The organism is Acinetobacter lwoffii, assembly GCF_024129355.1.
GTDB classification, from domain to species: domain Bacteria; phylum Pseudomonadota; class Gammaproteobacteria; order Pseudomonadales; family Moraxellaceae; genus Acinetobacter; species Acinetobacter lwoffii_I.
In genome coordinates, this window is record NZ_JAMXXP010000042.1 from 1 (window position 1) to 19,584 (window position 19,584).

At 43.3% G+C, this 19,584-nt stretch carries 24 protein-coding genes and 1 rRNA gene; 8 read left to right on the forward strand and 17 right to left on the reverse strand.

All coding sequences use genetic code 11. The annotated features are described in order from the left end of the window. A 5S ribosomal RNA gene (gene rrf, locus NI468_RS16405) occupies positions 1 to 78 on the forward strand; the annotation flags it as partial. A 314-nt stretch (positions 79 to 392) separates the two neighbouring features. Here the strand turns inward: rrf and NI468_RS14310 are convergent. The 5 genes from NI468_RS14310 to rplM form a co-directional block, all read right to left on the reverse strand. Continuing rightward, positions 393 to 1,040: a hypothetical protein gene (locus NI468_RS14310; protein ID WP_253102419.1), complete on the reverse strand. Its 648-nt coding sequence runs from the start codon at positions 1,038 to 1,040 to the stop codon at positions 393 to 395. A gap of 18 nt (positions 1,041 to 1,058) precedes the next feature. Next, positions 1,059 to 1,487 (reverse strand): ClpXP protease specificity-enhancing factor, encoded by a 429-nt coding sequence (locus tag NI468_RS14315; protein WP_004281679.1) that lies wholly within the window; start codon positions 1,485 to 1,487, stop codon positions 1,059 to 1,061. Positions 1,488 to 1,496: 9 nt separating this feature from the next. Then, positions 1,497 to 2,150 (reverse strand): glutathione S-transferase N-terminal domain-containing protein, encoded by a 654-nt coding sequence (locus NI468_RS14320; protein WP_004645969.1) that lies wholly within the window; start codon positions 2,148 to 2,150, stop codon positions 1,497 to 1,499. A gap of 331 nt (positions 2,151 to 2,481) precedes the next feature. Further along, positions 2,482 to 2,868 (reverse strand): 30S ribosomal protein S9, encoded by a 387-nt coding sequence (gene rpsI, locus NI468_RS14325; RefSeq protein ID WP_004281681.1) that lies wholly within the window; start codon positions 2,866 to 2,868, stop codon positions 2,482 to 2,484. A gap of 13 nt (positions 2,869 to 2,881) precedes the next feature. Beyond that, the gene (gene rplM, locus NI468_RS14330; RefSeq protein WP_004281682.1) at positions 2,882 to 3,310 is read right to left on the reverse strand and encodes a 50S ribosomal protein L13; all 429 of its coding nucleotides are present in this window, start codon (positions 3,308 to 3,310) and stop codon (positions 2,882 to 2,884) included. 302 nt (positions 3,311 to 3,612) lie between these two features. Here rplM and pdxA point away from each other — a divergent pair, with 302 nt between their 5' ends. From pdxA to NI468_RS14345, 3 genes are read left to right on the forward strand one after another with little or no spacing between them, the layout of a single operon-like run. Further along, on the forward strand, positions 3,613 to 4,584 hold the full coding sequence (pdxA, locus tag NI468_RS14335; protein ID WP_253102421.1) for a 4-hydroxythreonine-4-phosphate dehydrogenase PdxA: 972 nt from the start codon (positions 3,613 to 3,615) through the stop codon (positions 4,582 to 4,584). Positions 4,585 to 4,617: 33 nt separating this feature from the next. Further along, complete coding sequence (gene rsmA / locus NI468_RS14340; RefSeq protein ID WP_004645966.1) at positions 4,618 to 5,430, forward strand: 16S rRNA (adenine(1518)-N(6)/adenine(1519)-N(6))-dimethyltransferase RsmA; 813 nt, start codon at positions 4,618 to 4,620, stop codon at positions 5,428 to 5,430. A gap of 6 nt (positions 5,431 to 5,436) precedes the next feature. After that, on the forward strand, positions 5,437 to 6,282 hold the full coding sequence (locus NI468_RS14345; RefSeq protein WP_253102423.1) for a symmetrical bis(5'-nucleosyl)-tetraphosphatase: 846 nt from the start codon (positions 5,437 to 5,439) through the stop codon (positions 6,280 to 6,282). A 52-nt stretch (positions 6,283 to 6,334) separates the two neighbouring features. Here the strand turns inward: NI468_RS14345 and NI468_RS14350 are convergent, their stop codons facing one another. From NI468_RS14350 to NI468_RS14385, 8 genes are all read right to left on the reverse strand, one after another. Continuing rightward, complete coding sequence (locus tag NI468_RS14350; protein WP_004281686.1) at positions 6,335 to 6,781, reverse strand: DUF2147 domain-containing protein; 447 nt, start codon at positions 6,779 to 6,781, stop codon at positions 6,335 to 6,337. Between the two features lie 147 nt (positions 6,782 to 6,928). Next, a complete protein-coding gene (locus NI468_RS14355; RefSeq protein ID WP_253102424.1) occupies positions 6,929 to 7,378 on the reverse strand; it encodes a DUF2147 domain-containing protein in 450 nt (149 codons plus the stop codon). 60 nt (positions 7,379 to 7,438) lie between these two features. Continuing rightward, positions 7,439 to 7,888, reverse strand: coding sequence for a DUF2147 domain-containing protein (locus NI468_RS14360; RefSeq protein ID WP_253102425.1), 450 nt, complete (start codon positions 7,886 to 7,888; stop codon positions 7,439 to 7,441). 203 nt (positions 7,889 to 8,091) lie between these two features. Continuing rightward, positions 8,092 to 8,538, reverse strand: coding sequence for a DUF2147 domain-containing protein (locus tag NI468_RS14365; protein WP_168730866.1), 447 nt, complete (start codon positions 8,536 to 8,538; stop codon positions 8,092 to 8,094). A gap of 86 nt (positions 8,539 to 8,624) precedes the next feature. Beyond that, a complete protein-coding gene (locus NI468_RS14370; RefSeq protein ID WP_004732186.1) occupies positions 8,625 to 9,299 on the reverse strand; it encodes an LrgB family protein in 675 nt (224 codons plus the stop codon). Between the two features lie 9 nt (positions 9,300 to 9,308). Then, positions 9,309 to 9,680: a hypothetical protein gene (locus tag NI468_RS14375; RefSeq protein ID WP_004281691.1), complete on the reverse strand. Its 372-nt coding sequence runs from the start codon at positions 9,678 to 9,680 to the stop codon at positions 9,309 to 9,311. Positions 9,681 to 9,720: 40 nt separating this feature from the next. After that, a complete protein-coding gene (hflX, locus tag NI468_RS14380; protein WP_253102426.1) occupies positions 9,721 to 11,061 on the reverse strand; it encodes a ribosome rescue GTPase HflX in 1,341 nt (446 codons plus the stop codon). Positions 11,062 to 11,138: 77 nt separating this feature from the next. Beyond that, positions 11,139 to 11,288 carry a hypothetical protein gene (locus NI468_RS14385; protein ID WP_253102428.1) on the reverse strand — a complete coding sequence of 50 codons (150 nt, stop codon included), beginning with the start codon at positions 11,286 to 11,288 and terminating at the stop codon, positions 11,139 to 11,141. A gap of 171 nt (positions 11,289 to 11,459) precedes the next feature. On the opposite strand from NI468_RS14385, the gene NI468_RS14390 reads away from it, so the two are divergent. After that, complete coding sequence (locus tag NI468_RS14390) at positions 11,460 to 12,269, forward strand: lysophospholipid acyltransferase family protein (RefSeq protein WP_004281693.1); 810 nt, start codon at positions 11,460 to 11,462, stop codon at positions 12,267 to 12,269. Positions 12,270 to 12,305: 36 nt separating this feature from the next. Here NI468_RS14390 and NI468_RS14395 read toward each other — a convergent pair whose 3' ends face one another. Then, positions 12,306 to 13,940: a phospholipase D family protein gene (locus NI468_RS14395; protein ID WP_253102431.1), complete on the reverse strand. Its 1,635-nt coding sequence runs from the start codon at positions 13,938 to 13,940 to the stop codon at positions 12,306 to 12,308. Positions 13,941 to 14,041: 101 nt separating this feature from the next. Here NI468_RS14395 and NI468_RS14400 point away from each other — a divergent pair, with 101 nt between their 5' ends. Further along, on the forward strand, positions 14,042 to 15,052 hold the full coding sequence (locus NI468_RS14400; RefSeq protein ID WP_004281695.1) for a metallophosphoesterase: 1,011 nt from the start codon (positions 14,042 to 14,044) through the stop codon (positions 15,050 to 15,052). 24 nt (positions 15,053 to 15,076) lie between these two features. On the opposite strand, the gene NI468_RS14405 is transcribed toward NI468_RS14400, so the two are convergent. The 3 genes from NI468_RS14405 to trhA form a co-directional block, all read right to left on the reverse strand. After that, complete coding sequence (locus NI468_RS14405) at positions 15,077 to 15,478, reverse strand: hypothetical protein (protein WP_004281696.1); 402 nt, start codon at positions 15,476 to 15,478, stop codon at positions 15,077 to 15,079. Between the two features lie 132 nt (positions 15,479 to 15,610). Next, positions 15,611 to 16,918 carry an MFS transporter gene (locus NI468_RS14410; protein WP_004281697.1) on the reverse strand — a complete coding sequence of 436 codons (1,308 nt, stop codon included), beginning with the start codon at positions 16,916 to 16,918 and terminating at the stop codon, positions 15,611 to 15,613. A gap of 142 nt (positions 16,919 to 17,060) precedes the next feature. After that, positions 17,061 to 17,705 (reverse strand): PAQR family membrane homeostasis protein TrhA, encoded by a 645-nt coding sequence (trhA, locus tag NI468_RS14415; RefSeq protein WP_253102433.1) that lies wholly within the window; start codon positions 17,703 to 17,705, stop codon positions 17,061 to 17,063. 102 nt (positions 17,706 to 17,807) lie between these two features. On the opposite strand from trhA, the gene NI468_RS14420 reads away from it, so the two are divergent. Both NI468_RS14420 and NI468_RS14425 read left to right on the forward strand, forming a co-directional pair. Then, entirely contained in the window at positions 17,808 to 19,031 is a 1,224-nt protein-coding gene (locus NI468_RS14420; RefSeq protein ID WP_253102435.1) for a class I SAM-dependent methyltransferase, read from the forward strand. Then, the gene (locus NI468_RS14425) at positions 19,025 to 19,456 is read left to right on the forward strand and encodes a GNAT family N-acetyltransferase (RefSeq protein ID WP_180180531.1); all 432 of its coding nucleotides are present in this window, start codon (positions 19,025 to 19,027) and stop codon (positions 19,454 to 19,456) included. The genes NI468_RS14420 and NI468_RS14425 overlap by 7 nt, the downstream gene beginning before the upstream one ends. Positions 19,457 to 19,584 lie beyond the last annotated feature (128 nt).

Sequence of the window (19,584 nt, forward strand, 5' to 3'; positions counted from 1 at the left end):
TCCCGAACTCAGAAGTGAAACCTCTTAGCGCTGATGGTAGTGTGGGGTTACCCATGTGAGAGTAAGTCATCGCCAGCTCATTATTCCAAAATCCCCCTCCGCCAAGGCAGAGGGGGATTTTTTATGTGTGGTTTTTAGAAATAAGTCTTTTATTTTTGATTCTGATTTCTATATGCATTCATTTCCTATCGAGCTCCACGAACTTATTAATTTAAGTGTATAGAAGTATTTATCTGAAATCTTATTAAAGTCTTTTTAGAAGGATGATTCGCGTTAATATGACTAGTGTTATCCGGTCGATATAGTTTGATCTAAAAGATTTTACAGTCCTATCTTATAAATCCTAAAAAATAAAAAACCAGCGAATCGCTGGTTTTTTATTGCAGATTATTTTAGCCAAACACACGCATTACGGCTGCGATTAATACCCAAAGAATGGCAATCGCTACGATGGGTTCAACAATCTTTGCCCATGTTGGGGTATTGATAACAATGACTTCTTCGATATCTTGATGCTGCTGATTCTGGCTTACCATTTGATTAAACTCCTTCATTGATGCTTCCAATGATAGCTCTTCTTGCACAATTGGTTTAGAGCCTTTGAGTTCTGTTAGCTTGTTTGTTGTCCAAACCCAATCATCTGCTTGACCAGATAAATGTTCAATTTGCCCGGTCAGTAATTCCTGGATGCTATGGATATTATGATTGCCGGTATCATGCAGTTGTTTTAATTCGATAAGTTGTAAATGAAAAATTTCTGAAGTACTGTGCTCAAGCTGAGCTCGATCCAAGGTAGATTGATTTTCCGGACTGGTAGCGAGATGACGCACGATTTCCAGGATATATAATTCATCAGGATGGTTGATTTCATTATAAATTTTTTGTGGGTTATGACGCCATTCAGTAATAAGTTTACCTAAAGTTAAGGCATTGATTTCTGATATATATTTTCGTCTTTCTTCTTTTGTATAGTCTTTTAGAAGCTCAGGCTTTTGAGTCTCTATCTGTTCAACAAAATATTGTACTAAATCAAAAGCCATTCACTTGCTCCATTATTTTTAATCTAATAGTCTTAAAGTCGGTTTTTTCTTTGGTTGTTCAGTTTGTTCTTCAGTGCTTGATTTTAAAGCATCTTCATCATTTTGTGTATGCTCATATTCACCTGGATCAAAGAATAAACCTTGACCATTTTCACGTGCATAAATACCGAGTACTGCTGCCATAGGAACATAAATATCACGAGAAACGCCACCAAAGCGAGCCGAGAAGCTAATGGCATCATTGCTCATATGCAGCGCATGCACGGCATGTGGCACAATATTCAGAACAATCTGTCCATCTTTAATAAACTGCTCAGGAACCATGGTATTTGGGCGTGTGGCATCCACTAGCAGGTAAGGCGTCATATTGTTATCGCAAACCCACTCATAGATTGCACGTGCCATATAGGGACGGGTAGGGCTAAGGTTGAATTCTTGTTCGGACATGATGTTTCTCTATGGATGTTTGAGTTGCACTGAATAACGGTTCTTTTCCTGCAATGTCATGGATTTCACAAAGGCAGGACGACTAAAAATTCGTTGGCAATATAAATAAAACGGACGGCATTGCTGCTGTGGTAATTCTACGCCCATCTGTTTCAGACGGATAAAAATTGGTGCCAACATACAATCCAGGATACTAAATTGTTCAGACATAAAATAGGGAAAATGCTGGAATAGTGGCATTAGTGAAATCAGGATATCCTGTAACTGCTTTTGTGCCTGAGTTCTGGCTTTCTTATCCAGCGTATCAGGATGGCGTAACATGAGATCAGCCAGTTTCAGCCAGTCATTTTCAAAGCGCCAGATGTATTGTCGTTGCTCTGCCCGGGGCATCGGAGCATCGGCATACAGTTTATTCTGACGATAACGATCATCTACATATTCTGAGATAATCGAAGTATTAAATAATTTAAGTTCATTTTCGATCAGCATCGGCAATTGATTATAAGGATTGAGACTGGCCAGATCCTCATCATCGGCATCCACCAAAATCAGGTTATATTTAATCTGTTTTTCGGTAAGCACATAGCGAATCCAATGGGAACGAAAGTCATCGGCATGACTATAGAGAGTGATTCCTTGAAGAGGCGCGCTTTCGACTGACATAAATCCTGATGAGCTTCTAATGAATAGACTAGGATACTAAAATTCAACCTAAAAAGCACCAAGCATCAAAGATCAATCGGCTTGAGCCGAGGTAGATTATAAGAAAAACAACTGGAGGAAAATAAGATGCTGATCAAGCTTCCTGTCATTTTGCTGTTTATCTGTATTGGGATCGCAAATTATTATTTGATGAAGTCATTCTGGTGTCACGAAGGGGTATGGGGTAAGGATGTACATGAACAATAACAAGAAAAAAGTTCTAAATGACCCACTAACCGCCATAAAAAAACCCTGGAAAATCCAGGGTTTTTTGTCCGATTCGGTAAACGAATTAACGTTTAGAGAACTGAGGACGTTTACGAGCTTTACGTAAACCAAGTTTCTTACGTTCAACTTCACGAGCATCACGAGTAACGAAACCAGCTTGACGAAGAGCAGGTTTTAAAGTTTCGTCAGAAGCGATCAATGCACGAGTAATACCGTGACGGATAGCGCCTGCTTGACCACCAATACCACCACCAGCAACAGTGATGTAAAGGTCATATTTGTCAGTAGCTTCAAGAAGCTCAAGTGGTTGGTTAACAACCATACGAGCAGTTTCACGACCGAAATACTGTTCAAGAGTACGGTTGTTAATTACGAGTTTACCAGTACCAGCTGATAGGAAAACACGTGCAGTTGCGGTCTTACGGCGACCTGTACCATAATTAGTAGCCATGTGCTGTTATCCCTTAGATGTCCAAAACTTGTGGCTGTTGAGCAGCGTGTGGATGCTCAGTACCTGCATACACTTTCATTTTCTTGATCATTGCATAACCAAGAGGACCTTTAGGTAACATACCTTTAACAGCTTTTTCTAGAACTGCTTCTGGTTTGTGAGCGATTAACTTTTCAAAGTTAGTCTCACGGATACCACCAGGGAAACCAGTGTGGCGATAGTATTTCTTATCTTGTGACTTTTTACCAGTCACAGTGATTTCTTCAGCATTGATAACAACGATGTAGTCGCCAGTGTCAACGTGAGGAGTATAAGAAGTTTTATGCTTACCGCGTAAACGACGAGCGATTTCAGTCGCAAGGCGACCTAAAGTTTTGCCAGAAGCATCAACAACGTACCAGTCGTGTTGAACTTCAGCTGGCTTAGCGCTGAGAGTTTTCATTAAACCACTACCTATTATAGTTGGTTTGGACTATGGAATCTGTCCAAACTAAAGGAGACGCGATTCTAAACGAATACGTGAAGAATCACAAATGAAAATTAAAATTTCAAGCGCTGTATTTTATCTAATCTCCCTGGTGAAAGAAAGACCTAAGCCTTTATATGCTACAAAAACTGCAACTATATTTGTAACCATAGTTTCAATGGTATCAAAATATTGATTTATAAGTACTCTTTGCAATGATTACTACAGCGTAGGCGTGATCGGGTTATAATATTTCTCAGCTTTGCCAAATTGAGAAGATGATGCTGCCTTTATATGTCACCAGTGGGGAACCTGCCGGAATTGGTCCTGATATTTGCCTGAGTCTTGCAGATCGTGTTGATGAGCGCCCAATTGTGGTATTGGCGGATATTCATATGCTCGAGCAGCGTGCTCAGGTACTCAAATTATCGGTTGAGCTGATTGAATATCAAGGACAGGAGTCATCTTCAGGCATCGGTCAGCTATTTGTAGAGCATGTTCCCGTGCAGCAAGACGTCGTATTGGGTGAGCTGAATCCGAACAATGCGGCTTATGTACTGGAGCAACTGCGTCGATCCGCAGACTATGCCATGTCAGGAAAAAGTGTCGGCGTCGCGACTGCGCCTGTACAAAAGTCCGTGATAAATGAAGCGGGCATTTCTTTTAGTGGTCATACCGAGTATTACCAGGAATTTGCTGGTGTTCCACGTGTAGTCATGATGCTGGCCACCAAAACTTTACGCGTGGCCTTGGCCACTACCCATCTTCCGCTTCGTGCCGTGGCAGATGCGATTACGCCTGAACGCTTGCATCAGGTGATTGATATTCTGATTCACGACCTGAAATCCAAATTCAAGATTGAACAGCCGAATATACTGGTTTGCGGTTTAAATCCGCATGCCGGGGAGGGCGGTTATTTGGGGATGGAAGAAATTGAAATGATCAATCCGGTACTCGAAAGCTATCGTGCCCAAGGTATCAACATGAGTTTAAGCCTACCTGCTGATACTTTATTTACTCCAGAAAACCTAAAAGATGCTGATGCTGTTCTGGCGATGTATCACGATCAGGGCTTACCTGTGTTAAAATCACAGGGCTTTGGTGAAGCCATTAATATTACCCTCGGCTTACCGTTTATTCGAACTTCTGTTGATCATGGCACAGCACTCTCCCTTGCGGGGACGGGACTTGCGAAAAGTTCCAGCCTGCACGTTGCTGTCGATTTAGCCCTCGATCTGGCGCGCCACTGATTATTGTTCATCACTCACGTTGGAAATGTTTTTATGTATCAAATTAATGCCTTAAACCCAAAAGATGAAGGGCATCAGGCTCGAAAAAGATTTGGTCAAAACTTTTTACATGACCAGCGTGTCATTGCCAAAATTGTACGCTCAGTCAATCCGCGTCCAGGTCAGAACATTCTGGAAATTGGCCCGGGTCTGGCCGCTTTGACTTCACCTTTAATTGGTGAATGTGATGCCTTAACCGTACTTGAGCTGGATCGTGATCTGGCTGCTGGCCTGCCGGGTCGTGTGCCGCATCCGGAACGTTTAACCATTATTGAAGCCGATGCATTGAGGTATGATTATTCTCAGTTGTTCCAGGAAGATCGTCCATTACGTGTGGTCGGTAACTTGCCCTATAATATTTCAACGCCACTGTTATTCCATCTCTTGGAATTTGGTGACAAAGTGCAAGACATGCATTTCATGCTACAAAAAGAAGTCGTGGATCGCATTACCGCATCACCCAATACCAAAGAATATGGCCGTCTGTCGGTGATGATTCAATATTTCTGTAAACCGACTTTCTTGTTCGAAGTGCCACCTGGATCTTTTAATCCGCCTCCAAAAGTAACTTCTGCGGTATTCCGGTTAGAGCCTTATAAAGTTAAACCGATTGTGGCGAAGAATGAAAAAGCGCTGGCACGTCTGGTATCTCATGTCTTTACCCAGCGTCGTAAAACCTTGCGTAACAGCTTGAAGGGTATGCTGGTTGAAGAGGGTTTTGAAAAAGCGGGTGTTGACCCGATGGCGCGTCCAGAAACCCTGACCCTTGAACAGTTTGTTGCACTTTCAGATCAAATGGTGGCTTAAATTACGATGAACCGTACTGCTCGATATAATTATGTGATTGGTGATGTTCAAGGCTGTTTTGAGGCCTTGAAAGCTTTGCTTAAAGAAATGCAGTTTGATGCAGAACAAGATTTTATCTGGTTTGCTGGAGATTTGGTTGCACGTGGTGAAAACTCAATTGCAGCATTGCGGTTTATCAAAAAGCTGGCTGAGCAAGGTGCGGCTGCGACGGTCTTGGGAAATCATGATTTGACTTTGCTGGCTTATGCCCGCGGCATCAAACCGGTGAAAGAAAAAGACAATGTTCGTGATGTGATTGATGCGATCGACAGTGATGACTTGATTGACTGGCTGCGCAAACAGCCAATGTGTCTATTTCCAAATGAGCAGACTATCCTGACGCATGCTGGGATTCCGAATATCTGGAGTGCAGAAAAAACTGCTCAATTGGCACAAGAAGTCGAAGCGATCATTGCTCATGATGACTTCGAGGTGCTGGATGATTTTCTGAAAGAAATGTTCGGGAAAGAACCCGCACTTTGGTCGGATCAGCTACAAGGCCATGAACGTATTCGCTGTATCGTGAACTACCTCACCCGAATGCGTTTAACTGACGCTGAGGGACGTCTGGAATACAGCTTTAAAGATGCGCTGGATGATCCGATGCCGGAAGGATTTAAACCTTGGTTTGAGTTTGAATCACAGGCCGCACAAACTCATCAGATCCTGTTTGGTCACTGGGCTGCCTTGAACGGTAAAACCATTTCGAACAAGATTCAGAATGTAGATGGCGGTTGTGTCTGGGGTAATCAACTCATGGCATTCCGCCTAGAAGATCAGCAGATGTTTGCAGTGGATAATCCGGTGATGTAAGTAAAGCTATTAAAAAAGCCACGTGATTACGTGGCTTTTTTAGTTTTAAAATTTAGTCTGCTCGAATCCAGGTCTGGTTACGGCCTAGAACTGAAACGCCTATGCTGGCACGTAAGGTTAAACGTTTACCGGTATTGTTTAAACGCATTTTTGCATCATAAATTTTACCTGCCAATGGGTCGATAATACGACCTTTGTCATAATTCTTGGTGCCTTCAACCAGTTTTAGGCCTTTTAAAATGGTCATGCCTAAAATAGGCTGATTGGTATAAGGTGCAGGGCAGTTATTGCATTTTTCACGTGGATTATAGTCTGGGCGAGGCGTGATTTTTACAATTTTGCCTGAATAGGTATTATTTGCTTCTTTGCTAATGACGATAATCGCTTTAGCCGCCCCCGTTTTATCATCAATTTGTTGCCAGGTCCCGGTGATATCGTCTGCCCACAAATTCGTCATACATCCTGCTGTAAGCGCGGCAAGTAATATTTTTTTAAACATAGAGAGTCATTCCAAAGAATTTTTATCATCGCCCGCTCATGTTAGAAATCTTACTAAAATAGTCAACACTTATCTGAATACTATAGAGTTGATACACTAAAAAAAGCTGCCAATTTGGCAGCTTTTTTGAATAATGAGAATTAGGTATTAATCTTGGCGAATCCAGGTCTGGCTACGGCCTAAAGCGGACACACCCACATAACCACGCAAGGTTAAACGTTTACCATTGGCATTTAGACGCACTCGAGCGTCATAAACTTTACCTGCCAATGGATCAATCACTTTACCTTTTTCATAATTGTTGGTGCCTTCCACATGTTTTAAACCAGTCAATACATCCATGCCCATGATCGGCTGATTGGTATAAGGCGCGGGACATTTATTGCAGGTCTTTTGTGGAGTATAGCCTGGACGTGGAGTAACTTTAATAATTTTTCCGGCAAAAGTCCCATTATCATTTTGACGAATTTCAATAATCGCTTTTGGTGAGCCGGTTTTATCATCAATTTGCTGCCAGATGCCAGTCAGATCCTGTGCATAAGCAGTCCCAGTCATCAGTGCAGCGATGAACATTAATCCTAATTTAGTTTGATTCATTATATTTATCCCTTTTTTATAGATGAATAAAATATCCCCAACACAAAAGTGCTGTTTTTATTAATCCTGGCGAATCCAGGTTTGTGTGCGACCAATTGCAGATATCCCGATATATCCACGTAAAGTCAGTCGTTTCCCATTGGCAGAAATCCGGCCTTTTAAATCATAAATTTTGCCGGTGAGTGGATCGAGTACCCGGCCATGTGCATAGTTATTTTTGGTGGTAGGTTTTAGTCCTTTAATGACGTCTAATCCCAAAATCGGTTTATCAGTATAAGGTGATGGACATTTGACACATTTTTCTCGTGGTGTATAACCGGGGCGAGGTGTGACTTTAGTAATCGTTCCGGTATAGGAGCCATCAGCCTGCGTTTTCATTTCAATCAATGCTTTAGGTGAGCCGGTTTTATCATCAATCTGTTGCCAGAGACCAGATAACTCCTGTGCAAAGGCCAGAGAGCTAGTGAATAAAGAAGCTGAAAAAACAGTTAAAAGTGCGATTTTATACATTCGATATCCTTATCCTTATTTTTTTATAAACATTCACCTAATTCCATGTGGTGAATGCTGATGCAAACTACGTTAATACACTTTCATAATCTATATTGCATGAAAAAAGCATATGTTTAATATTCATACAACCTAATGCATTAAAATGCAAGTTTCTATCTACTAAAGCATAACTCCATCACATTTTTTTAATTAAGCAGGAATTAATCCTGCTTAATCCAGGTTTGACTACGGCCAAGCGCTGATACCCCGATATAACCACGTAGAATAAGACGTTTCCCATTGGCACTTAATTTTGCCTTGGTGTTATAAAGATTCCCTGATAATGGATCAAGCAGCTTGCCTTGAGCAAAACTGTTATTGCCGACGTGCTTTAAGCCAGTGAGTACATCCAGACCAAGAATAGGTTTATTGGTATAAGGTGCGGGACAGGACACACAATTTTCTTTCGGAGTATATCCAGGACGCGGGGTGATTTTTGTGATCTTGGCAGCATAGACGCCGGAAGCCGTCTCACGAATTTCCAGGAATGCTTTAGGTGAACCGGTTTTGTCGTCAATACTTCGCCATGTTCCTGAAATATCGGAAGCCAAGGCCAGATGGCTGAAAGAGGCTAAAAGTAAAGTTGAAAAAAATTGAACCTTATTCATATATCTGTTCCTAGGTTGGATTAGAGTTCTTACTCTATAGTAAGAACGATTACCACATAAAACAAATGATTAATTTGATTCACTAGTCACATTTTTTGCAAATAAAGTATAAACGTAGGCAACCAGACCGCGGTAAAGACTGCATTGACGGCCATACCAAATGCGGCATAACGTCCTGCAATACTGCCACGCTGCCAGGCCTGAGCTGTACCAATGGCATGTGCGGCTAGTCCTAAAGCCAGTCCGGAGGCACGTTCATCATTGATATGTCTCAGAATAAATGGAGAAAAAGCTGCACCAATCACACCAGAAAGAATCACGATTAGAATGACCATGCTGATGGGTGCATCCAGCAGGGTGGCAATATTAATCGCAATTGGAGTGGTCACTGCGCGGGTAGCAAACGCCATAATATCTGCAGAGGACATATGCAGCAGATAAGCTAGTCCCATCGGCAAGGCGACAGCACTGATACTGGCAAAAACCAAAATGCCGATAATGGCTTTGAGCGGCAAGTCATCGTAGCGCATCGCGGCCAAAGGGATAGCAAGTGCGACGGTCACATAGCCGAGTAAATGGTTGAAAAGTGGATTAACTTCATCCATGTAATTTTCATAGGGAATGCCGAGCGCAAATAAAATCACCAGTACAAAGAACATGCTGAACACGATGACGGGAATTTGCGGAATGAACCGGTTACAGGGTTTGGCAATCAGATAGGCGATGAGGGTAACCGCAAAGCCATACAAAATAGATAACATGCGGAACTCCTATAACCAGCGCTTGGCCATTTTGGCGTAAATCCATAAAGGAATCAGGGTACTGAAAAACATGATGAACAGAAAGGCCGGAATTTTCTGGCCCATATGTACCAGCATCATCAGTGCACCTGCACTGACAGGCAGGAAAGCAAAGGCGCTTTCCTTCATCAGTTTGTTATTGGTATCCACGAGGCGAGCGGGGAGTTTGCCAAAGTAGCGCCAGGTAAACAGCGCAATTAAAAGGCTCAATAACCCGACCAGATTGCCTAATTCAGGATGATTCAGTTGGGTCATTAACCAGACCGAAGCTTCCCGAAAGACAATAATAAGTAACAGGGTGCCGATCCATGCCGGCCAATCTATTCGTTTTATCCAGTTCATTGCTATGATCATTAATATTAATAAGTTTACTTATCAAGTTTTACTCGATCTTTGACTGGATTTCAAACGCTTCCAGTGGACGTTGAAATTGCTGCGCCTGTTTGCCCAGGATTTCATCTAAAGGTAAATGCGCCTGTTTAATCAACTGTTCCAGTTTTTGTGGGGCAATTCGAATATGAAGATGCAGCTGGCCTTCATCATCATAATGTTCAGACTGAATCACATTCAAGCTGTACAGCTGGTTGCGCAGCTTGCCATAGGCGGGTTTGAGAATTAAATCGAAGGACTGCAGTTGCCCCATCAAGGACTCATGTACCGCTTTACGCAGCAGGTCGATACCTTCGCCAGTATGTGCCGAGACATAGACGCGTTCCGGTTCACCCGGGCGTCGATAAATAATTTTGGCTTCTTCACCGCTACAGTCAATTTTATTGTAAACCTGAAGGATGGGAACATCGGCCCCAATTTCTTTCAGCACTTTTTCAACGGCTTCAATCTGTTCCAGCATCTCTGGGCTGCTTGAATCAATGACATGCAGTAACAGCGTGGCTTCTACGGTTTCCTCCAAAGTCGCCTTAAAGGATTCTACCAGCGAATGGGAAAGGTTACGGACAAAACCGACCGTATCGGCCAGCACCAGATTGCCAATCCCATCCCATTCCAGACGCCGTAAAGTAGGGTCCAAGGTTGCAAACAGCTGATCGGCTGCATAGACATCGCTATTGGCCAGCAGATTAAACAGGGTAGACTTGCCGGCATTGGTATAACCGACCAAAGATACCGTCGGCACAGCCGCTTTTTGACGAGCCACACGGCCTTGCATCCGGGTCTGGCGGACTTTATCAATGCGTGCCTTGAGTTGTCTCATACGGATACGCAGCAAACGGCGGTCTGTTTCCAGCAGGGTTTCACCCGGGCCACGTAAACCAATCCCGCCTTTCTGGCTGTCGAGATTGCCACGACTACGAATTAAACGCGAAGATAAATGTTGTAGCTGTGCCAGTTCGACTTGCAGCTTACCTTCATAGGTACGGGCACGCTGGGCAAAAATATCCAGAATCAGTTCGGTACGATCGACCACGCGGCATTTAATCACCTGTTCCAGATTACGGGCTTGGGCTGGGGTTAGGGCATGGTCAAAAATGACCAGATTGGCCTCCAGCTCTTCAACACGTTCAGCGATTTCTTCTGCCTTGCCGGAGCCGATAAAAAATTTGGCATCGGGTTTCACCCGCTGAGCATAAATATGTTCCAGAATTTCAGCATCTGCAGACTGGGCCAGCAAACGAAACTCTTCAGCATCAAGGTCATCCAGCATTTGTACGCTGACACTCACCAGAATGACGCGCTCTCTCCCTTGATGTTGTTGTAAATATTCCACTCAGGCCAATCTCCATTTGAAAACTTTAGTGTAGTTGAAAAAGGGCTGAGCAGATACTGAATTAGCGCGGCTTTGGTTTAAAGTGCGCTGATAAACAGTTGTGCAAGTGTTACCAGTACCACGGCATAGATGAAGGTGCCGCCCAAAATATATTTGAGCACTTGTAAAGGCGGAGGTGTGTCGTTCGCGGGCTGGGTTTGATCTGGCATGGCTACGATCCTTTTCAATCTAATATTTCGATAGTTTTATTTTGAATGATTTTTTAATCCAATTAAAATTGAAGATATAGATGCTATTGGTCGATTTTTATTATCAATGCAAGTTGCGAATGAACAGTATAGAATGAGTTTAATTCGTGGATATCCCCTGTATCTCGCTTAGGATTTAATGACGTTTTTATGAACTCAACTGTACAAAACCAGACTCCAGATATCGAAGGCTTGGCCAAGTTTTTTCTGTATAGCCGGAAAATTACCGCCTCATTGGCCACCATCAGTGAGGGGTTCTATTTGGTTTTTCGTCATGGCTTATATAAAAATCCGAATAACCCGACCAATACGCGCTATGTGCAACATTTTTGCCGTCAGTTATGCAAAGTATTCAATATCGAAGTGCAGGTACATGGCGAGATTCCACGTGAACCCGCCTTATGGGTCAGTAATCATGTGTCCTGGCTGGATATTGCCGTTCTGGGTTCAGGGGCGCGGGTATTTTTTCTGGCGAAAGCAGAAATTGAGAACTGGCCGATTTTAGGGAAATTGGCCAAGGGAGGGGGTACCTTATTTATTAAACGTGGTTCAGGAGATTCCGTCAGGATTCGTGAACAAATTACCGGTTTCCTGAAACAGAATATTCCGGTGCTGTTCTTTCCTGAAGCGACGACTTCTGATGGGCGAGCCATCAAAAAAGTGCATGGCCGGATTTTAGGCGCCGCGATTGAAGCGCAGCGTCCTGTACAAATCTGTCTGATTTGTTATGTGAATCAGCAGGGCGAACTGGATATGGTTGCGCCGTTTGTCAATGACATCAGTTTTGCCGCCCATGTCAAAAAAGTACTGGAAATGCCGCAAGTCATTGCACATTTAGTGGCTTTACCTGCAATTGCCACTGAAGGGCATACGGTTGAAAGCCTCACCCGTGTGGTCCAGGAAAAAATGCAGACTGGCCTGGTTGAACTTCAGTCACGGGTATTAAAAAAGCCTCAATAAGAGGCTTTTTTTATGGTTTTATCCACCAAATCAAGCTTACATAAAACCTTCAATCGGCAGCCACGACAACAGTTTAAGTCCAGCTTTCTGATACCATTTCATTTTGGGTTCTTTGGTAAATGTTTGAACGTCACCATTGGCTTTCTTGATTTTCCAGTTAATGTTCTGATTCGCATCCAGCACCAGTTTATACGCATATTTGCTTAAATTTTTGTCCATGGTGTCGTGTACTGCACGTGCCAAAGACGGACTGTTCAGCAACACGCCAATTTCAGTATTCAAATAGGCTGAACGCGGATCAAAGTTAAAAGAACCAATAAACACCTGTTTTTGATCCAGTGCCATCAGTTTGGCATGCAGGCTGGAACGGCTCAGTCCTTTCAGGCTGACTTTAGCTTTTTTCGAAATTTCCTCAGTATTGGCATTTAGGTGATTAGCTTCTGGCGCTGCTAAGAACTCATACAGCTGCACCCCATTTTCCAATAGATCCTGACGATATTTGGCATAAAAGGCATGCACCACGGCAACGTCGTTGGCCTTAAAAGAGTTGGTCAGGACGCGAACCTTGATATTCTCATTCGCCAGTTTCTTTAAACGGTCTGCACCAATTTTTTCCGGGACAAAATAGGCAGAGACAATATCGACACTTTGTTCAGGTTTTTCCAGGCGCTGTAATAACTGGAAATTCAGGTGTTCTTCGGTTTTGGCCTTGGCTTTGATTTTGCTCGGTGGATCTTTGACCACTTCAGCCTCCACCCAATCCAGCTGAATGTTTTGTTCCAGCCATTGGTCAAAGGCTCTGGAACGATTGGCCAGATCCAGATAATTTTGAGTCGCTGGATCCTGACTATGGGTTTCTAGCTGTTCTTTTAAGCTTGGAAAACGTAAGCCATGATGCCGTGGATTCACAACCTCTTGCACCGGATAGGCATAATCATCATTCCAGTATTCATCGAAGGAATGAATGATTTCATCCGATGCCGCACCGACCAGCATCACATCGACATCAGAGAACTGATAGCTTTCACTGACATTATAATACTGGTTGCTCATATTGCGGCCGCCAATCAAGGCAATCTGGTTATCGGCAATAAAACTTTTATTGTGCATGCGGCGGTTAATGCGCTTTAAATCCAGCACCATGTCCATGGCGCGGTATTTACGAAAGCGATAGGGATTATACAGTTTGACATCGATATTCTGATGCTGGTTTAAGGCCAGATAAATCCCTTCCATTTTCTTGGCATTATTGTCATCCATCAACAGGCGCACTTTTACGCCACGATCCGCTGCCTGAATAATCGCATGCAGGGCGAGGGCACCGATTCGGTCATTATCCCAAATGTAATATTGCAGATCCAGACTGCGTTCCGCTTTATTAATCAGCTGAATCCGCGCAGCCAGTGCTTCAAGCGGATCATACAGCACGCGATAACCGGTCAACCCGATGTTCTGATCACGTAAAGGTTCAACAATTTGTGCCAGGCTGGTTTGCGATGTATCCGTTTCAAATGCCATCTGGCTTGGCTGTTCGGTTTGCTTGGGTAAGGTGCTACACGCAGGTAGACCCAGAACCAGACTACAGCTCAGTAAAATGCCGGCTTTATAGCGATGAGTACGTATAAAACTTGAGGATTGAAGATGAACTTGATCGCGGGGAGCAGTGGCCATATAAGTCGAAGAATGAAAAATTAGAATTGAGTATAATTGCCAGCTATGAAAAGATAAATATAAAGCCAGTAATCTGCTGCTCGACTGAATAAGGCCAATTTATGTGGGATTCGAATTCCGTACTGTTTTATTTTTATTTGGGAATGGCGATTTTAGCCATCTGGGCTGTGGCTCAGGCATGGTCGAGCCAATCACGTACCGAAACCATTCATCCCTTTAAAGCTTTTGGTCATTTGCTGGCTTTTTATCTTGCCTATTTATTAATCCCTTTGGTTTTCTTCAGTATTTATGCTGGATGGACGGGGTATTATTCGCTGCATGAAGCTATTTTTGTATTTTTGCTTAGTGGGGTTTTGACTTATGCACGCTTTATCGAGCCGCATTTAATTCAAGTGAAAACGACACAATATCAGATCAATGCAGATAAACGTTTAAAGCAGCCAGTAAAAATCGCCCTGATTGCAGATTTGCATATCGGTCTGTTTTCGGGTCATGAGCGTCAGTTGCGACAAATTGTACACAAATTAAATCATATTCAACCTGATTTGGTGGTGGTTGCTGGCGACTGGACTTACGAGCCAGAAAATAAACTGGCACAGGAATTGGCAGTTTTAAAAGAGATTCACGCTCCGGTCTATTCAGTCAATGGTAACCATGACGAGCAATATCCCGGACCGCCGATTCGCGAACTGTTGCACTATGCACTGCAAGTCAATCAGGTCATGGATATCGAAGGTCAAATTGTCGAATTTGATGAGTTTCGCCTTTTGGGCGTGGGTGATCTCTGGGCTGGAAAAGCCGATATGCGCAGTTTGCCAGACTTGCCTCAGGACAAGCCTTGGGTCATTCTTTCGCATAACCCGGATACGGTCGATATGATTCCCAAACTGCCGACGCGCCCTCTGATGCTGTCCGGGCATACTCATGGCGGACAGGTAGAGCTGCCTTGGCTAACTAATTACGTCATGAAAAAGGTTTCAATTTTGGGACATAAAAAGGGCATGTACCGCCATGAACATGCAGATGTGTTCGTTACTGTCGGTACCGGCTTGGTCGGCGTGCCTTTCCGTTTCCGGGTGCCGCCTACCATTGATATTATTGAACTGATTTAAATTCAGTCGACGTGCTGTACCGCGTTAACTGATGATCCAGACCAGAATCAATAACACCACCGCGACGGCCGCCATCATCCAAATTTTCTTTTCGATTTTTCGGGTTGGCACATTTTCACGTAATTGCTGTGCAGTAATTTCAGCTTCTGTGGATGTGCTCAAACTAGGATGGGTGGGGATTTCCAGTGGTGGTGTCACCAGGTCGATATCAGCGGCATCATCACTAAAGCGTGGACCGGTACTTTCATGCTTCATGACCACATCATGTTCCCGCACAATTTCATCAATCACTTGCAGTGCCTGAGCTTCATCCAAGGGCGTATTCTCGGTGATATAGCGAACAGCTTCTAATTTTTTATCATCTTCCAGCAAAATAATGATATTGACCAACTGCTCCTGCGATAGGTATTCAATAAGATCCTGCATGGCCTTGCCTCATTTTTTGAATTGAGTTCATTTGATTGTTGAGCAAATTTAACGAGATAAGTAGCCGAGTTTTGTTGTGAAATCATAAAAAAAGCCAGCATCAAGTGCTGGCTTTTGAATCAATCTAAAATCTTAGATCTGATTATTTACATCATCATTCTTGGTTTCACGAATCAGCAAAAACGCGACAAGTGACAGGATAGATGCTGCGGTCAGATAATAACCGACTGCAGACAAACCATAGGCTGTTGCCAGCTTGGTTGCGATTAACGGTGCAAATGATGCGCCGAAAATGCCTGCCAAGTTAAAGGTCAATGCAGAACCCGTGTAACGTACTGAAGTCGGGAAGATTTCAGACAATACAGTACCGATTGGCCCATAAGTTAAGCCCATAATCGCCAGACCAATACACAAGAACAGGAACACCACCAAGGTGCTGCCAGATTCAAGCATATCTGCAAAAAAGATACCGAAGATCGCAGAAATGACACATACCGCAATGGAAGTAGTCTTACGGCCAAATTTCTCTGCCAATACTGCTGAAAGCGGGATGAATGCAGCAAAACACAGGGTTGCAACTAACTGCAATTGCAGGAATTCTTCACGGGAATAACCGAGTTGTTTGGTTCCCCATTGCAATGCAAATACCGTAGTAAGGTAGAACACAACAAATGTACAGATTGCAGCAATCGTACCCAGAACCAGCATACGAGAGTGCTTTTTGAACACTTGAACAAAAGGAACATTTACTTCTTTTTGTTTATCCAGCACTTTCTGGAAAGCAGGCGTTTCATGCAGTTTTAAACGGATCCATAAACCGACAATTACCAACAAGGCACTTGAGATAAACGGAATACGCCAGCCCCAAGCCATAAAGTCAGCTTCAGACATGAAAGCGCCAAGCGTCAGGAAAGAACCTGTTGCCAGAATAAAGCCGATCGGAGCACCCAGTTGCGGGAACATGCCATACCAGGCACGTTTGCCTTCCGGGGCATTTTCAGTTGCAAGAAGTACCGCACCTGACCATTCACCACCCAGACCCAAGCCCTGACCTAAACGGCACAGTGCAAGTAACAGTGGCGCAGCAATTCCGATTTGCGCATAAGTTGGCAATAGACCAATCGCAACGGTTGAAATCCCCATAGTCAGCAAAGCTGCAACCAAGGTGGCTTTTCGTCCGATCCGGTCACCTAAATGACCAAATAATGCTGCACCAATCGGACGGGCAATAAAGGCAATCGCAAAAGTCGCAAGAGACTGAATGGTTGCGGTCATCGGATCTGTACTGGTAGGGAAGAACAGATACGGAAAAATAATGACAGCAGCGGTGGCATAAATATAAAAATCGAAGAACTCGATTGTGGTGCCTACCAAGCTTGCTGTTAAAACGCGAAATTTTGAATTTTGTGCTGGCTGAGCAGCAGAATTAGACGACGCCATGGAAAACCTTACACTTACTAAAAATAAAAAAACTTAGTTTTAAAAGCGTAATCTTTTTAAAAAAGGCGTAATTTTTTAAAAAAACAACTGCAATCTTCTCGCTTCAACTCGCTCAGGGTCACTGAAATGAAAAAGGAGATGATTAAATCACGTAAAGATAGATAGACAGAAAATGTGATCCTGCGCCTATCAATACAAATATGTGCCAGATAGCGTGGGTATATCTTACTCTTTTTAAAGCGTAAAACAATGCACCCACGGTATAAGCGAGTCCACCAATGATGAGAAAGGTTAAAGATTGAGCACTTAAATATTGCTGCATATCATCCATGACCAGCAGTGCCAGCCAGCCCATGGCCAGATAAGCCGCCAAAGAAAGTTTCTGGAAACGATGAATGAAAACGAACTTGAAAAGTGTACCAAGAAGGGCAATCACCCAGAGTGCAATCAATAAATACTGAGCTTTGGCGGTTGGAATGGCGATTAACAGAAAAGGGGTATAGGTTCCGGCAATTAAATAATAAATCGCGGTATGATCGACTTTTTTGTAAAAATAACGGCGGTCTGCTGTGGTGGCCATATGGTAAAGCATGGAAGCAGAAAACAGCACAATCATGCTCAGCGCGTAAACCCAAAGCCCTATCCATTGTCCAGTACTTAGGTAAGACCCTTTAATAATCAAAAGAATACCAGCAACAATGGATAGCCCGGCACCTACGCCATGACTAATATAGTTAATCCGTTCCTCATTTTGATCATAATCTGGAACCAGTAGAGCATTCTGCATGATTGTCATTCTTCTTCAAATATACACTTGTATAGTAATTCAATTTTGCTTTTAGGTTAAGAAGATTTAAACTTGATGCGCAATTCATTTCAGGTTTTATCTATGTCAACGTTGGCAACTCTCTCAGATCAGGAACAGCAATTCTTGGACACCTTTCAGCAAGCTGTTGAAAGGGATCAATTTGATCGCCTGATCTTAAGCCAGTATAAAGGTGAACTGCAGGATTTAGAAAAAATGACCTTGCGAGTCATTACATTAAATGAACAGCGCGTATTGAGCTGCCTGTATCGTTACAAGACGCAGGATGTCACCAAGAATTATCCTTTGGATGAAGCATTATTTCAGGTTACTTCACTACTGGCGTGTTGCAAACAAGCCAATCTGATCACCGTCGATGAAGAATTACAGCTGAAAAAAAACAAGAAAAAAGCCATGTTAACGCGCAGTAAACATAAAGTAGCGATGAATCAGGCGAAGCCTGCTGAACAAGGTCATGACCGGATTAAACAACGTTTTGTCGATCAGGACAGTATCTTTCTCCAGCATCTCGGGATTACCGATCAAAAAGCGCAAATTATTCCGAGCATGGCGCGCAAATGGAAGCAGATTAATAAGTTTGTGGAAATTTTCTCAGGTGCCCTGGCGCAGATTAAGTCACAAGCCGAAGGCCTGCGCGTGGTGGATTTTGGTTCGGGTAAAGGCTATCTGACCTGTGCTTTATATGACTATATGCAAAAACATGGTCAAACGCCGCATGTCACGGGGGTAGAGCTTAATCCGAAAATGGTTGAATTCTGCCAGAATGTCGCGCAGCAATCTGGTTTTGATCAGCTGGACTTTTTCCAGGGGGATGTGCGTACTTATGCGCCAGAACGTCTGGATGTGATGATTGCCTTGCATGCCTGTGATGTAGCAACAGATTTTGCGATTCATAGCGGGATTCGCCTGAATGCACAGATGATCATGTGCGCGCCGTGTTGTCATAAGGAGTTACGTCCACAGTTACAAACACCGAAAGTCCTGAGTCCGATGTTGCAGTTCGGTATTCATGCGGGGCAGCAGGCCGAAATGCTGACTGATACCATACGTGCTTTACTACTCAAAGCTTATGGTTATGAAACCAAAGTTTTTGAATTTGTGGCGCTGGAACATACCAGTAAAAATAAAATGATTCTGGCGACAAAACGTAAAGACTATCAACAACCTGATCAGTCGGTTCTGGCACAAATTCAGGCCTTAAAAGAGATGTATGGGATCCAGAAACATTCACTGGAATTGTTGCTTAATGACCAGTGGGATCAGCAGGGAATTGGTTCTAAATGCTAAATAGTCCAGAACTTAAAATAGTGTCCGGCAGCTGGAAAGATTTGACAGTGTATGCCAAAGCGATTCGTGAAGCCGTTTTTATTCAAGAACAGCATATTGCAGCTGAAGATGAGTGGGATGTTGAAGATGCGGTTGCTGTACATTTCATTGTTTTTCAGCAGGATCAGGCGATTGCTACAGCACGCTTATTGTCAAATAACAGTATCGGTCGAGTTGCAGTCCTAACCACAGCACGCGGTTTAGGTGTTGGTCAGCGCTTGATGCAGGCCGTGATTGACTATGCGCGTGCAGAGCAGCGTAAGTTGGTAAAGCTGTCTTCGCAAGTGCACGCCATTGGCTTCTATCAAGCGCTGGGATTTGAAGCTCAAGGTGATGAATATCTGGATTGTGGAATTCCGCATATTGATATGTATTTAAAGCTTTAATTTTCAGCCATTCAAATACGAAAAAGCGAGGCATTGACCCACTGCTGTCCCATAGTTTGCTTTAAATAAAAAAACCTGAGTCCTAACAGTTAAAATATGAGTGCAAACAAACACTTTAACGACCAGGA

Coding starts and splice junctions, on each gene's coding strand:
- NI468_RS14355 (WP_253102424.1), bottom strand. CDS start 7,378: ATGAATCAAACTAAATTAGGATTAATGTTCATCGCTGCACTGATGACT.
- NI468_RS14410 (WP_004281697.1), bottom strand. CDS start 16,918: ATGGCGTCGTCTAATTCTGCTGCTCAGCCAGCACAAAATTCAAAATTT.
- NI468_RS14405 (WP_004281696.1), bottom strand. CDS start 15,478: ATGCAGGATCTTATTGAATACCTATCGCAGGAGCAGTTGGTCAATATC.
- NI468_RS14425 (WP_180180531.1), top strand. CDS start 19,025: ATGCTAAATAGTCCAGAACTTAAAATAGTGTCCGGCAGCTGGAAAGAT.
- NI468_RS14420 (WP_253102435.1), top strand. CDS start 17,808: ATGTCAACGTTGGCAACTCTCTCAGATCAGGAACAGCAATTCTTGGAC.
- NI468_RS14345 (WP_253102423.1), top strand. CDS start 5,437: ATGAACCGTACTGCTCGATATAATTATGTGATTGGTGATGTTCAAGGC.
- NI468_RS14350 (WP_004281686.1), bottom strand. CDS start 6,781: ATGTTTAAAAAAATATTACTTGCCGCGCTTACAGCAGGATGTATGACG.
- NI468_RS14310 (WP_253102419.1), bottom strand. CDS start 1,040: ATGGCTTTTGATTTAGTACAATATTTTGTTGAACAGATAGAGACTCAA.
- NI468_RS14375 (WP_004281691.1), bottom strand. CDS start 9,680: ATGAACTGGATAAAACGAATAGATTGGCCGGCATGGATCGGCACCCTG.
- pdxA (WP_253102421.1), top strand. CDS start 3,613: ATGATGCTGCCTTTATATGTCACCAGTGGGGAACCTGCCGGAATTGGT.
- rsmA (WP_004645966.1), top strand. CDS start 4,618: ATGTATCAAATTAATGCCTTAAACCCAAAAGATGAAGGGCATCAGGCT.
- NI468_RS14365 (WP_168730866.1), bottom strand. CDS start 8,538: ATGAATAAGGTTCAATTTTTTTCAACTTTACTTTTAGCCTCTTTCAGC.
- NI468_RS14390 (WP_004281693.1), top strand. CDS start 11,460: ATGAACTCAACTGTACAAAACCAGACTCCAGATATCGAAGGCTTGGCC.
- NI468_RS14360 (WP_253102425.1), bottom strand. CDS start 7,888: ATGTATAAAATCGCACTTTTAACTGTTTTTTCAGCTTCTTTATTCACT.
- rplM (WP_004281682.1), bottom strand. CDS start 3,310: ATGAAAACTCTCAGCGCTAAGCCAGCTGAAGTTCAACACGACTGGTAC.
- NI468_RS14395 (WP_253102431.1), bottom strand. CDS start 13,940: ATGGCCACTGCTCCCCGCGATCAAGTTCATCTTCAATCCTCAAGTTTT.
- rpsI (WP_004281681.1), bottom strand. CDS start 2,868: ATGGCTACTAATTATGGTACAGGTCGCCGTAAGACCGCAACTGCACGT.
- NI468_RS14320 (WP_004645969.1), bottom strand. CDS start 2,150: ATGTCAGTCGAAAGCGCGCCTCTTCAAGGAATCACTCTCTATAGTCAT.
- NI468_RS14370 (WP_004732186.1), bottom strand. CDS start 9,299: ATGTTATCTATTTTGTATGGCTTTGCGGTTACCCTCATCGCCTATCTG.
- NI468_RS14315 (WP_004281679.1), bottom strand. CDS start 1,487: ATGTCCGAACAAGAATTCAACCTTAGCCCTACCCGTCCCTATATGGCA.
- trhA (WP_253102433.1), bottom strand. CDS start 17,705: ATGCAGAATGCTCTACTGGTTCCAGATTATGATCAAAATGAGGAACGG.
- NI468_RS14400 (WP_004281695.1), top strand. CDS start 14,042: ATGTGGGATTCGAATTCCGTACTGTTTTATTTTTATTTGGGAATGGCG.